Raw genomic sequence first — 13832 nt, forward strand, 5'->3', positions numbered from 1 at the left:
GGCCGAAGCGATTATACAACAGTGTATAATCCTTCTTTTTTCAAAAAAATATACCCCCACTATGTATTGGAGGGATACAAATGGAAACTTCAGAAACAACTTTGAAGATTAACGGGATGACATGTGCAGCATGTGCGAACCGGATTGAGAAAGGGTTATCAAAAATAGAAGGTGTGGAAAAAGCGAATGTCAACTACGCAATGGAAAGTTCGACAATCGTGTTCGACCCGGAAAAAGCGAATATTGATGACTTTACCGCACGAATCGAGAAATTAGGGTATGGCGTCATTCAAGATAAAGCAGAGTTCGATATTTCGGGCATGACATGCGCAGCATGTGCGACGAAAATCGAAAAGCGAATTAATAAAATGGATGGTGTTTCAAAGGCTGCGGTCAACTTCGCGCTTGAAACACTTACCGTAGATTATAATCAAGGTCAAACGAGCCCGAATGAAATGATCGCAACTGTTAAGAAAATGGGCTACGAGTTGATTCCGAAAAGCGATGGCCAAGAAAAGCTGGATCATAAAGAACAGGAAATTAAGAAGCAATACCGGAAGTTCATTTTCTCAGTGATTTTAACACTTCCGTTATTATGGACGATGGTAGCACATTTCGAATTTTTATCGTTCCTCTACTTGCCTGAATTTCTCATGAACCCTTGGGTGCAGCTGGCTCTAGCGACACCTGTCCAATTCATCGTCGGTGCAGCGTTTTACAAGGGTGCCTTTAATTCATTACGAAATAAGAGCGCCAATATGGACGTCTTAGTGGCGCTCGGTACAAGTGCAGCATATTTCTATAGTTTATATTTAGCATTTGAATGGAGGGCTGCGGGGAGTATCGGACATCCGGAGTTGTACTTTGAAGCATCCGCTGTCATTATTACACTGATTGTCCTCGGTAAATTGTTTGAAGTGAGAGCGAAAGGAAAAACGAGTCAAGCTATTCAAAAGCTGCTTGGATTGCAAGCGAAAACAGCGCGTGTCTTAAAAGATGGCGTTGAAAAAGAAGTTCCTATCGAAGAAGTAGTGGCGGGAGACATTATTCTCGTTAAACCGGGCGAGAAAATTCCGGTTGACGGAGAAATCGTTTCTGGGCAGTCGGCAATCGATGAATCTATGATTACGGGAGAAAGTATTCCTGTCGATAAAGTACCTGGAAATGCCGTCATTGGAGCGACAATCAATAAAAATGGATCATTGCAAATCAAGGCGACGAAAGTCGGAAGAGATAGCGCGTTATCGCAAATTGTTAAAGTCGTTGAGGAAGCGCAAGGATCCAAAGCGGAAATCCAACGGTTGGCGGATAAAATATCGGGTATTTTCGTACCGATTGTTGTCGGTATTGCGATTTTGACATTCTTAATTTGGTATTTTGCCGTTACGCCTGGCGATTTTAGATCAGCGCTTATTCCGACTATCTCGATTCTCGTCATTGCATGTCCGTGTGCGCTAGGTTTAGCGACGCCGACATCGATCATGGCAGGTTCAGGTAGAGCGGCTGAAATGGGCTTGCTCTTTAAAGGCGGCGAGCATCTTGAAAATACACGCTCCATCGACACGGTTGTGTTGGATAAGACGGGAACAGTTACAAAAGGTCAACCTGCATTGACGGATACAATCGTTGTTGATGGCTTTGCAGATAAGGATGTATTGCAATTGGTCGCATCGGCTGAAAATCAATCTGAGCACCCATTGGCGCAGGCGATCGTAACAGGCGTCAAAGAACAAGGTGTTGAACTGATCGAAGTAGATGCTTTCAAAGCGCTTCCTGGATATGGAATCGAAGCGGAAGTTGCTGGCAAGCACGTGCTTGCGGGTACTCGGAAACTAATGCGAAGCCGAAATATAGCTCTCGATAATATCGAAGCGACAATGGAGAAAATGGAGAACGAAGGGAAAACGGCGATGCTTATCGCAATCGATGGGAAGCTTGCAGGTGTCGTTGCCGTTGCGGACACAGTAAAAGAAACGTCCAAAGAGGCGATTCAAAGAATGCAAGAGCTTGGTCTTGACGTCATTATGTTGACGGGAGACAATCAGCAAACTGCCGAAGCAATCGGGCGGCAAGTAGGCTTGACACATATTATCGCAGAGGTGCTTCCTGACCAGAAAAGCGATAAAATCAAGGAGTTGCAAGCGCAAGGGAAGAAAGTTGCAATGGTCGGAGACGGCATCAACGACGCGCCCGCGCTTGCTATGGCAGATATCGGAATGGCTGTTGGAACAGGAACGGATATTGCGATTGAAGCGGCAGACATTACGTTAATGCGTGGCGATCTAAATAGCGTTGCCGATGCATTTATCATGAGTCGTAAAACGATGCGCAACATTAAGCAAAACCTGTTCTTCGCCTTCTTCTACAACACGATCGGCATCCCTGTTGCAGCAATCGGCCTTCTAGCCCCTTGGGTAGCTGGTGCAGCAATGGCATTCAGCTCAGTATCGGTTGTGCTCAATGCGCTTAGACTTCAACGAGTAAAGTTGTAATAGCATATGTAAAGCCCATCCAATCTGTTGGATGGGCTTTTGGTGTTTTATTGAATAAGGCTCTTCACGGCTTTGGACATTGTCGCACCGTCCGTTTTGCCGGCAAGGAGTGGTTTTGCGATTTTCATCGCGTCCCCCATATTCATTCCTTGAACAACTCCAGCTTCTGTCAGCAGCGCCAACACTTCTTCCTCGCTTAACTGTTTCGGCAAGAATGATTTCAACAATGTCAATTTCGCCTTTTCCTGTTCAATCAAATCTTCACGTTGCGCTTTTTCGGCACCTTCCAACGCTTGATTCGTCTGCTTGATTTCGCGGTTGACGATTGCGACTTCCTCTTCTTCTGTCAGAGCGGAGCCCTTCTCTTTTTCAGCCATATCAAGTGCGGACTTCAGAAGTGTCAGCACCCCTTTGGAAAGTACATCCTTCTCTTTCATAGCCTTCTTCAGTTGTTCGAACACAGTTGTTTTTAACATTGTTCAAATCGCCTCTTTCCATTCATCGAATGCATTCAACCCATTCGATTTTGTTTAATAATTATAAATAACGCACTCCCGATAAGCAACTGAAGTGACAGTGTTAATCCCTCCGGAAAAACATACAATGAACTTATGGCAAGAAAAAAGGAGGCAAGTCGTGCTGGATATTAGACTATTTCTCGATGGTCATTCGCCATGGAATTTTTCATTACTGGCCGTTCTTGTTTGTTTAGCCTGTTGTTATCTATTTTTGATGCAACGTTATTCGAAAGCGGAATTGGATAATAAACAGGTCTTTCTTTTTTTTCTCGGCTTATTCCTGTTTTACTTTACGATCGGCAGCCCGTTTGCTGTCATTAGTCACTTCTCGTTCAGTTTGCATATGATTCAGATGAGCATTCTTTACTTCATCATTCCGCCCCTTCTTTTGCTAGGCATTCCTGAGAGCCTCTTCATGAAAGCAATCGACATTCCGAAGCCACGGTGGATAAAAAAATGTAAGTTCCCTCCAAAAATAGCTCTCTATATATTTGCAGTGTTATTACTCCTATACCATTTGCCTTTCATCCTCACCCTTCTTTCAACAACTTCACTTTTGCAAAATGGATATATAACTATTTTATTTTTTCTCTCTTTCATCATGTGGTCGCCTATCGCCTCACCGGATTCTAAGCGACGGCTATGCAGACAAGAGATGAAGCGGTATGCAATGAAAAGTGGGTATGTGTTAATGCCAGCGTGTCTCTTTTTCATAGTGGCCGCCTTTATTGGGGGGATAGAAAATCCTTTATTTGCACAACTGACCGCTCATCTTTGTATGCCAGGTACATCAAATGCTATTACCGTGCTTCCGCCTCCATTCAATACGAAATATGATCAGTTCATGGCAGGAATCGTCATGATGGGGCTGCATAAGCTTGGATTGGTCGTGACACTTTCGCTGCAGAATAAAATAGCTGCCCCTTCATTGAAATCTAAGAAGAATGAAAGTTATAAGCTGACATAATCAATATCTTAATTCAGCAAGCCTCACACCGGTTTATTCGGAAGAGGCTTGCTATTTTTATTAATTAATTATTTTATAATCGGTCAATCTAACCGATATTACTAAACGTGCGTGTAGAGGGATATAAAATATTAATAGGAGATGTAAAGTATGTTTAAGACAATAAAAAGAAAATTGTTGTTCTCTTTTTCATTAGTGATTTTATTAGTGCTTATGTATGGCAGTTATAATATTTCAGTAGTGATAAAAAGTAATAATGAAGCGAGAAATATTGTGGAAAAGGAGCTCCCATTATTAATTGCCCATGAACAGATGGCGTTGACAATGGCGAACCGTATATCAACGGCTCGTGGGTATGTATTATACGGAGGAGATTTTAAAGAAAGATTCAATGAGTACAGCGAGCATGGGATGAAAAATGAAAAGATCATCCGTGACATACAGGAGACCGATGAATTCGATAAGCTCATTGAGCAAACAGTTGAATGGAGAACGTTCATAACTGAGGAAGTTTTTGCTGAGTATGACAAAGGCAACAAGGAGCTGGCACTCAGAAACCTGGAAGATTCCACCCCGTTGGTTCGTGAAATTATGAAAGGCTATGAAAAACTCGCAGCAGATTATGAAGCGAATATTAATGCAGCAGAAGCGGAAATTATCGCGGGCGGGGAATTAACGTTCAAAATCGTAAGTGCGGTAACAATTTTAGTCATCATATTAAGTATCGCAGCTGCACTTTTCACTGCCGATCAAATAACAAAACCGATCAAAATGGTAATGAACCGCATGCTGGAAATGGCTAAAGGCGATTTAAGCGGCGACAATATGAAAACAAAATCGAAGGATGAAGTAGGCCAGCTTGTCCTTGCTGCAAATGAGATGAGCGAAAATACACGTAGTTTATTGAATACAATTAACGGCATTTCGGCATCCGTATCAGCCCAAAGTGAAGAGTTGACACAATCTGCCACAGAAGTGAAAGCAGCTACCGATCAGGTCGCGATGACAATGTATGACTTGGCGGAAGGCGCAGAGTCGCAAGCGACACAGGCGAGCCATCTATCTGACTTGATGGATTCGTTCGTTCATCGTGTGGAAGAGGCGGATGAAAAGGGTGGACATATTCAAGTTGCTTCAACAAAAGTGTTGGATATGACGTCAGAAGGTCGTCGCTTAATGAATCTGTCCAATGAACAAATGGGTAGAATCGATAAAATCGTACAATCCTCTGTAGAAAAAATCCAAGGCTTGGATGCCCAATCGCAGGAAATATCGAAATTGGTTGTTGTCATTAAAGATATCGCCGATCAAACGAACTTGTTGGCTCTGAATGCAGCTATCGAAGCAGCAAGAGCAGGCGAACATGGCAAAGGTTTCGCGGTTGTAGCTGAAGAAGTAAGGAACTTGGCAGAACAGGTTTCACTTTCCGTTACCGACATTACGAAAATCGTAGGCGACATCCAATCTGAATCCAGTTCTGTGGCGACATCCCTATTGGAAGGATATGGGGAAGTCGAGAAAGGGACAGAACAAATTACACAGACGAGCCAAACGTTCAATGATATTAACGATGCTGTGACTGAAGTGGCATCGCATATAACAATGATTTCGAGCAATTTGTCGGAAATGGTTTCCCGCAGTCAGGAAATGCGGAGCTCGGTTGAAGAAATCGCCGCCATTACAGAGGAGACATCCGCAGGCGTTGAACAAACATCTGCGTCGACTCAACAAACAAACAGCTCGATGGAGGAAGTGGCAATGAGCTCTGAGCAATTGGCGAAATACGCTGAGGAACTTAATCGAAATGTGCTTCAATTTAAACTGTAAGCTAGCAAGTCAATAATAAAGAGGGCTGTCCACAAAGTATGTTGGACAGCCCTGTTTGTTTTTGACAGTTACGCAAACTTATCGATCATTTCCCAGCGGTTATCGATCGTTCCTCGTTAGTTATCGATCAATTTCACAAATTTATCGTTCATTTCCTAACAAATATCGATCATTTCCCGTAAGTTATTGTCAATTTGTGACCTTTGACCCACAAATAGCGTATCGCAAATTGATTTATATCTTCTTCACAAACTCCGATTTCAATTGCATCGCGCCAAATCCATCAATTTTACAATCGATGTCATGATCGCCTTCGACTAACTTGATGTTTTTCACTTTAGTTCCCATTTTGACAACATTTGAGCTGCCCTTCACTTTCAGATCCTTGATGACAGTAACTGTATCGCCGTCGTTCAAGACATTGCCGTTCGCATCCTTGACAACAGCGGCTTCCGCTTCCGCCTCTTGAGATTCCAATGTCCACTCATGGGCGCATTCAGGGCAAACGAACAGATTTCCATCTTCATATGTGTATTCCGAATTACATTTTGGGCAGTTTGGTAAATTGCTCATAACGAGATTCCTCCATCCAGTAGTATCAATCATACTATAGCAGAGAATAGGATTAATCCAAGTCCGCAAGAGAAAACAAAACTGTATTTGTATAAATCTCAAGTATTTGCTATATTATAAGCAATATGGAATCGTAGATGTGGCCAAGTAAATGGAAATTGTGAAACAGAAAGTATGGCAACTTGCTGAGAGCCGTACCACCGCTTTTCATTGAACCCTACCACGGAGATGTCATGCAAACATGACCGGGTCGTTTTCGTTACAAAACGTTCGAGGGCTTAGCGTCGCTAGGCCGAATGAAGGTGGTACCACGTCTATCCAGCGCAAAGACGTCCTTATATGAGGACAGCTTTGCGCTTTTTATTATGCATAGGGAGGAAATTATAGTGAGTAATCAGCAAAACGATTTTTCAAAATGGTATATCGATACGATCCAGAAGGCGGATTTAATGGATTATACGCCTGTCCGCGGATGTATCGCATTTAAACCGGATGGCTTTGAAATTTGGGAGCATATCCAAGAGGAAATGAATAGACGTTTCAAGGAAACAGGCCACCGCAATGCGTACTTCCCGATGTTGATTCCTGAATCGTTCTTCCAAAAAGAGAAGGACCATATTGAAGGATTTTCCCCTGAACTTCCATGGGTGACGGAAGCGGCTGGCGAGCAATTGGAAGAGCGCCTCGCATTGCGTCCGACTTCCGAAACGATGATTGGTCATTTGTATTCTGATTGGATTAAGAGCTACCGCGACCTTCCTGTGTTAATTAACCAATGGGCGAACGTTTTCCGTTGGGAGAAGAAAACATTGCCGTTCATTCGTACATCTGAGTTTTTATGGCAAGAAGGGCATACTGCGCATGTTGATGAAGAAGAGGCTCGCGAAGAAACGATGCAAATGTTGAATATTTATAAAGAAGTTGTTGAAGAATTGCTTGCGATTCCGGTCTACGATGGACAAAAAACGCCATCCGAGCGCTTTGCGGGTGCGGTCGATACATATTCGATCGAAGCGATGATGAAAGATGGAAAAGCTGTTCAAGCGGGAACTTCCCACTATTTAGGCACGAAATTCGCGGAAGCGTTCGACATTAAATATTTGAATAAAGAAAACCGTCATGAATTCGTCCATACGACTTCATGGGGAACTTCGACTCGTTTGATCGGTTCTGTCATTATGGTACACGGGGACGAGCAAGGGCTTGTACTGCCTCCACGCATCGCACCGACACAAGTTGTTTTGATTCCGGTCGGTCCTTGGAAGAAGAACCCTGCCATTATGGAGAAGCTGGATGAGGTATTCGCACAGTTGAAAGCGAAAGGCATCCGTGTACGTCTAGATGATTCCGATCAGTCACCAGGCTTCAAGTTCAACGAGTGGGAGCTGAAAGGTGTACCGGTCCGTGTTGAACTAGGGCCACGTGATTTGGAAAACAATCAAGCGCTCATGAAAGCGCGTGATGAAGGTGACAAAGTTGCTGTTGACTTGGCAAATATCGTTGAAAGCATTGAACAGGAATTGCAAACGATGCAAACGCGTCTACTTGAAAAAGCACGCGCATTCCGTGCAGAGCATTCCCACACGCATATCGACACAATTGCTGATTTGACGAAGCATATCGCAGATTCAGCAGAAAAAGGAGAAATCCCTGGTTGGATCCTTGCCGGCTGGTGCGGCGATGACGTGTGCGAAGAGCAAGTGAAGGAAGAAACGAAGTTCACGACACGCAACATCCCATTTAATCCACCTGCTGAAAAGTCGACTTGCATTAATTGCGGAAAAGATGCGAAGCATACAGTTTGGTTTGCAAGAGCATATTGATTGGTTGAATAAATTAGGCTGCCATCCTCAGGAGGCAGCCTTTTTGTTCCATTTAATAGATATGTGGAACCGTTAAATGGTCAAGCGGTGATAAAGTGTCTTAAACTCCTTCTGAGTGGTGATAAACCCTCCAAAGGATGTTAAATTCATGCGCATCTGTGGTAAAGCTCGAAGAATTGGTGGTAACGCGCTCCGCATCGGTGGTATCCCCACGATTCGGTGTTACCTCATACGAACGACTTCCGTCCGTCTCCGTCTCCATAAAAATGAAGCCACGCTTCGTGGATGCCGCCTGCGCAGTTTTTATTAGCGTGTAAGAGAGTCTCACATGGTTCCATTTCCAACAACTCGGGTTGGGCATTGCCGACGATGACGGAAGGGTGGCCTAGCGACAACATGTCCCGATCATTGCCTGAATCGCCTGCAATGAGCAATTGAACGCCCTCCATCGCATACCGATCGAGCGCATATTCCAAAGCGTTCCCTTTTCCGGCACCTATCGGTAGTACGTCGATATCTCGATTTGAGCTGAAAATGAACGTATGAGCAATCGATGCGTCTGCGAGAGCTTTCTTAAATTCCTCCACTGCTCCTAAGCTTTCCTCCACAGTGAAGGAAATCCGTCGATCATCGGGGAGCTCTTGCCTTTTCAGCATCGGAAAGTTGGCGGCAACTTCTACAATTTTATCCGGTTGCCATTCTTTCTGCATACGTGCCTTCCAGTCAAGGTCTTCCGCCAGCACCGTAGATTCATAAATAGACGTACCAACATCCGTTATAAGCAAATCCGGTGTCGGCAAACCCTCTGCCTTCATAAGGGATTGGGCGGAGGATAAATGCCTACCCGTTACATAGACGAGTGCCACTTCATCCGGCGAGCTGTCAAAGAATCGAAGCAGTCTCCCAAGCTCTTTTTCATCTCCTACAAATGTTCCATCCAAGTCAGTCGCTAACAAGTACTTCTTGTTTTTCAAACATAACCACCTCATACAATCCATCCATTTTCTTGGCGACAGTGTCCCAATCGAATTCCCTGCGTGCATAGGCAGCTGCGCGCCGTCCGAGGGAACGGGCAAATTCACGGTTGACTGCAATAAGCTTCATCGCGAATGCCAAATGCTCTTGATTTTCCTTTTCGATATGAAGTCCCGTCTCCCGGTGGCGGACAACATCCTGTAAACCGCCGACTTTTGAGGCGATGACAGGACTGCCGCACGCTTGCGCTTCTGCTGCGACCATTCCAAATGATTCGTACGTGGAAGGGACAATGACAGCAGTTGCTTCATTGAAAAGTTCAGCTAATTGTCGTTGGGAGCGGGCTCCGATAAACTCTACATGCCGTTCGAGACCATTGATCGCTTTTTTCAATTTCGGGCATGTCGGCAATTTTTTTTGAAGATCGATTGTATCCGGATCTCCTCCCGCAATGACCAGCTTCGTAGATGGAGGAAGGTCGTGCCGCTCCATTAAAAGTCTGAAGGCTTTGAGCAGTGTGTAGATTCCTTTCGTCTTTTCAAGCCTTCCGGCAAATGCGAAATAAGGTTGCTGTTTTTCTTTTCGGATTGTTGGCCTGAAGCTCTTGTCTACTCCTATCGGAATGACTTTAACAGGGGAAGGGTCTTCAACGAAGTTTTTGATCAATTTTCTTTCAGATCCAGTTGTAGCGACTACTGTGTCGGCTAACTGCAATATCAATTGTTCGGCTGCCAATCTTTTTTCGTCGCGAACGCCGGTAGCTTGCTCTTTCGCAACGCCCAATGAGTGGGATGTGTGAATCCAAGGAATGCCATAATCCTCTGCCACTTTTGCGCCGAGCAGGCCGGATAGCCAATAGTGGGTGTGCACGAGGTCATAAGACGTCAAGTCGATGAGAGAACGCATTTCATCATAAAAATCGAAAAGCATGTCGTACATTTCGGTTTTGGGTACATAGCCTTTCACACCGGCCGCCACGCGGATCACTCGGCATCGTGAACCGAATTCTTCAATCTGTGGATCATCCGCATCCGCCCAATGCGTAATGATATCTACTGTATGTCCTTTTTTATCCAATGACAGTGCCAATTGCTTTACGTAATTATTTTGTCCGCCTGCCTGTTCGCCTCCGAGCGGTGCAAGCGGATCGCCGTGATCGGAAATGAATACTATTTTTTTCTTCATATAAATCTCCCTTTCGAAGATAACAGAAGTATCGTGGTATCTAATGTCTTTATCTACCCGGACTGTTAAATAGTAAACATAAGATAGCTAGTAATCTTTATAAAATAATAAACTCCTCCCATTTTAAAAAATCGGGAGGAGTTGCATAGCAATTAGTTTGCAATTGTATTTTCCATAAGATTCAGCAGTTCTTCCGCAGTCATTGTTCGCTCGCCGCCGCCTTGCACAAATGCATCATTTCCGCCGCCTTTCCCATTGAGATGGGGCAAAGCCGATGCGGAGACTTGTTTCATGCTAGGACCGACAGATGCACCCTTGGCAGCAACGAACTGAAGGCGATCTTCATTTTCTGCAACGAGGAGTACGATGACAGAATCATCTTCCGCTGCAATGATTCTTGCCAATTTTTGCAGTTCCTGCACGGTTCTATCAGTGAATGAAGCTCTTAATATATTGCCGTTCCTATTGCCCAATAGATGTTTCGCCTCGAAAGTAAGCAAATCTTCCTTAGCCTGTTCCAATGATTTTTCCAATGAATAATGAGAAGCTAAAAGTCGTTCAATCGAATTGCTGACGCCATCTTCAGGCGCACTCAGCAGCTTGGAGGCGGCAGTCAACTCCTCATGCTTACGATGTAGCTGCTGCAATACCCTGCCGCCGCAAACGAAGTGAACGCGGACTTTCCGCCTCTGTTTTTCAGTGGAAAGTATTTTCAGTAATCCTATTTGCCCAGTAGAGGATGGGTGGGTCCCTCCGCAGCCGTTCGTATCAAAATCCGGTATAATAACGAGCCTAATTTCATCAGTTACGGACAATTGCTTCCGTAATGAAAACTCCGAAAGCTCGTCCTCCGTCACCCATTTTGTTTCAATCGGACGGTTCTCCAAAATGATATCGTTCGCAAGTTTTTCCACGGCAGCTAATTGCTCCGTTGTTACGTTTTCTGTGTCCAAATCAATTGAAACAAGCTCTTTGCCTAGATGAAAACTGACGGTCTGGAATCCGAATAGCCGTACAAAAGCCGCTGTCAAAATATGTTGTCCTGTATGCTGCTGCATATGATCCAAACGGCGCTCCCAATCGATAGCTCCTTCCACATCTTTTTTGGAATGAAGCTCCTCTTCAAGGAAGTGGCAGATCTCACCGTCCACCTCTTCAACATCGATCACACGAATTCCATCTATAGTACCTGTATCATGCGGCTGTCCTCCACCCGTCGGATAAAATGCAGTATTGCTCAATACGATATATGGACGCCCCTCTAGATCCACTCCGTTTTTGACGATGCGTGCAGTAAAAGTCTTTTTATAGGCATTTTGATAGTACAAACGATCCTTTAACATAGTACCGTCTCCTAGCGTGAATAGTTTTATAAGTAGTGTACAACAAATAGAAAAAGGCTTCAGCCTGTTGACAAACGCTCGCATCCGTTGTTGCTCGTCTCGCTCGTCCGCTCATGAACTTTAGTTCTATTCGCGTCTTCTCTCGACTTCGCGCCTAGGCTGACAAGCGTTTTCAATCAGGCTGAGGAAATTCCTGCCCATTGCTTCTTGCTTAAAAAGAGTGTAGACAAAGTCAAAGATCGACTTTGTCTACACTCTGGGCTTCCCACTTATTTCAGTGAGAAGCTCCGTTCATTTTTTTCACGAAAGGAAAGGATCCTTTCTACTAATAAATCGTATTTGTCTTTCCATAGCGCTCTCATCGCTAAGGTCAGGAACAATAGGAACCCTAATAGAACCAATGAAACAATGCTCGTTATCTGAAAGAATAGCATCTCTTTGAATCCGCCTAGTCCGATGGAGATCACGATGCTGCTTACAAAAACAATAAAGCAGATAGGCAATAGTTGAATGAAAATGTCGAATTTCTTTCTTTTAAAATATCTCATTGTAAATGGTGTGATGAATGCAATTAGCGTTATATATAGTACAACGATTAGCGTATCGATGACGATCATAAAAATGTCCATGTGTAACCTCCTTACACTCCTCTTATCAATCTATACCCTATATTCTTATAACATATGCATAAAAGGTGGCGAATCTACTTTTATACCTAAACTAAAAAAGGGGGAGTATAGGCTCCCCCTCTACGCTTCCGTTCATTCGATAATTTCAAAGCTCTGCAACATATGATAAAACCTTGCGCCGTGACCTTCCGCTGCTTCAAGGAAATACTTCTCGGTAATAACAAAGCTCCCATCTTTGCCGTTACTGATGACGTACACATCGATGACCTTTCCATCCCACTTCGATTCGGTCAGGCCGTGCAGCCAAAAGCCTTCCACCGGTTCCGAAACGGTTTCAATATCCCGTAAATCAGGGAAATCGACTTTCAATTTTTCCTCAATCTCCTTCACGAGCGTTTCTGGCTTGTCGGAAGGATATTGTTTAATTTCCATGCTCACTTCCGGATAGTTCTCAGGGAGAGGTTCAATTGTCGTAATGACGTCGGATTCTTCTCCCTTGATCATTTTATAGCGAGACTCATCCACATAAATGATATAATCGGAATCTTTTCCTTCATTCAAATGGACTTCTGTCGGCTCGTCCTGCCCCTCAATGCTTTGGATGATTTCCTTTTCAGGAGCGAACATATCCTTGATACCTTTCATTAACGCCAAGCCGGGCTCGGTCTGCAAGGTGAATGCAAGGACAAGTGCAGCCGCTGCGATAAGCACTGCGGGAATCCATCTCTTCTTCTGTTTCACTTCTTTCCGTCTCCCTTCAAATAATTCCTTGTTAATTTCATTCCAAATATCGTCTTTCAGTTCACGTACATTTCCGTCGGTATGTTTTTCAAGCTCCCTCTTTATCTGCTCGTCAAATTTGCTCATCGCGGCATATCCTCCTCTCGAGTAGAATCCAGCTGCTCTTTCAACCGCTTCCTTCCTTTGAATAATCGCGACTTCACTGTGTTCTGATTCAACTCTAAAATGTCCGCAATCTCTTTTTCGGAAAACCCTTTAATATACTTCAAGATAAGCGGAATCCGGTGTGAATCGTCCAATGCTTGAATGATATCGTAAAGCTCCGTCAACTGATCGAAGGATTCCTCCGCAAGGGAAGGGTCGTTCTCAAGTGTCTCGATATTTGAAAGAGGGGACTCTTTTTTCAGTAAACGAAGACATTCATTTGTCAAAATCCGATAAAACCATGGGTCGAAAGGCAAAGCCGGATTGAAGCTATCGATTTGGCGATATACTCGGATGAACGTTTCCTGCACTGCGTCCTTCGCCATTTCACGGTTTCGGGTAATGGCGCTCGCCGTCCGGATAGCCGCACCCGCGTATGCTTCATAAAATTGACGGAAAGCTGCCTGATCGCCTGCCCGTAATTTCTGAACCCACTTTTCCTGCTGCACGCGGCACACTCCTTTCAGAACAACCGAATTTGTTGTTCTCACTATATATACCCTCAGTATTGCCGAAAAGTTTTCGACACAATAAAAAAACCACATCACTGATCCG

12 protein-coding genes are annotated in these 13832 nt (G+C 44.2%); 4 read left to right on the forward strand and 8 right to left on the reverse strand.

Annotation, left to right across the window (positions count from 1 at the left end):
• Positions 1-80: 80 nt before the first annotated feature.
• Positions 81-2492: a heavy metal translocating P-type ATPase gene (locus AC0L13_RS00450; protein WP_473642850.1), complete on the forward strand. Its 2412-nt coding sequence runs from the start codon at positions 81-83 to the stop codon at positions 2490-2492.
• A 47-nt stretch (positions 2493-2539) separates the two neighbouring features.
• Here AC0L13_RS00450 and AC0L13_RS00455 read toward each other — a convergent pair whose 3' ends face one another.
• On the reverse strand, positions 2540-2968 hold the full coding sequence (locus tag AC0L13_RS00455) for a GatB/YqeY domain-containing protein (RefSeq protein ID WP_473642851.1): 429 nt from the start codon (positions 2966-2968) through the stop codon (positions 2540-2542).
• A 160-nt stretch (positions 2969-3128) separates the two neighbouring features.
• Here AC0L13_RS00455 and AC0L13_RS00460 point away from each other — a divergent pair, with 160 nt between their 5' ends.
• On the forward strand, positions 3129-3977 hold the full coding sequence (locus AC0L13_RS00460) for a cytochrome c oxidase assembly protein (RefSeq protein ID WP_473642853.1): 849 nt from the start codon (positions 3129-3131) through the stop codon (positions 3975-3977).
• A 150-nt stretch (positions 3978-4127) separates the two neighbouring features.
• Positions 4128-5804 carry a methyl-accepting chemotaxis protein gene (locus AC0L13_RS00465; protein WP_473642855.1) on the forward strand — a complete coding sequence of 559 codons (1677 nt, stop codon included), beginning with the start codon at positions 4128-4130 and terminating at the stop codon, positions 5802-5804.
• Positions 5805-6038: 234 nt separating this feature from the next.
• Here the strand turns inward: AC0L13_RS00465 and AC0L13_RS00470 are convergent, their stop codons facing one another.
• Complete coding sequence (locus AC0L13_RS00470; RefSeq protein WP_440498563.1) at positions 6039-6377, reverse strand: zinc ribbon domain-containing protein YjdM; 339 nt, start codon at positions 6375-6377, stop codon at positions 6039-6041.
• Between the two features lie 365 nt (positions 6378-6742).
• On the opposite strand from AC0L13_RS00470, the gene proS reads away from it, so the two are divergent.
• On the forward strand, positions 6743-8200 hold the full coding sequence (proS, locus tag AC0L13_RS00475) for a proline--tRNA ligase (protein ID WP_473646791.1): 1458 nt from the start codon (positions 6743-6745) through the stop codon (positions 8198-8200).
• Between the two features lie 227 nt (positions 8201-8427).
• Here proS and AC0L13_RS00480 read toward each other — a convergent pair whose 3' ends face one another.
• From AC0L13_RS00480 to AC0L13_RS00505, 6 genes are all read right to left on the reverse strand, one after another.
• The gene (locus tag AC0L13_RS00480) at positions 8428-9174 is read right to left on the reverse strand and encodes an HAD-IIB family hydrolase (protein ID WP_473642857.1); all 747 of its coding nucleotides are present in this window, start codon (positions 9172-9174) and stop codon (positions 8428-8430) included.
• Complete coding sequence (locus AC0L13_RS00485) at positions 9143-10360, reverse strand: glycosyltransferase (RefSeq protein ID WP_473642859.1); 1218 nt, start codon at positions 10358-10360, stop codon at positions 9143-9145. The genes AC0L13_RS00480 and AC0L13_RS00485 overlap by 32 nt, the downstream gene beginning before the upstream one ends.
• Before the next feature lie 152 nt (positions 10361-10512).
• Positions 10513-11703, reverse strand: a complete 1191-nt coding sequence (locus AC0L13_RS00490; protein ID WP_473642861.1) for an alanyl-tRNA editing protein — start codon at positions 11701-11703, stop codon at positions 10513-10515.
• A 269-nt stretch (positions 11704-11972) separates the two neighbouring features.
• Complete coding sequence (locus AC0L13_RS00495; RefSeq protein WP_473642863.1) at positions 11973-12332, reverse strand: hypothetical protein; 360 nt, start codon at positions 12330-12332, stop codon at positions 11973-11975.
• Between the two features lie 132 nt (positions 12333-12464).
• A complete protein-coding gene (locus AC0L13_RS00500; RefSeq protein ID WP_473642865.1) occupies positions 12465-13199 on the reverse strand; it encodes a hypothetical protein in 735 nt (244 codons plus the stop codon).
• Positions 13196-13726 carry an RNA polymerase sigma factor gene (locus tag AC0L13_RS00505; RefSeq protein WP_473642867.1) on the reverse strand — a complete coding sequence of 177 codons (531 nt, stop codon included), beginning with the start codon at positions 13724-13726 and terminating at the stop codon, positions 13196-13198. Before AC0L13_RS00505 ends, AC0L13_RS00500 begins: the two co-directional genes overlap by 4 nt.
• Positions 13727-13832: the final 106 nt, after the last annotated feature.

This window comes from Sporosarcina sp. QA0331, assembly GCF_055808055.1.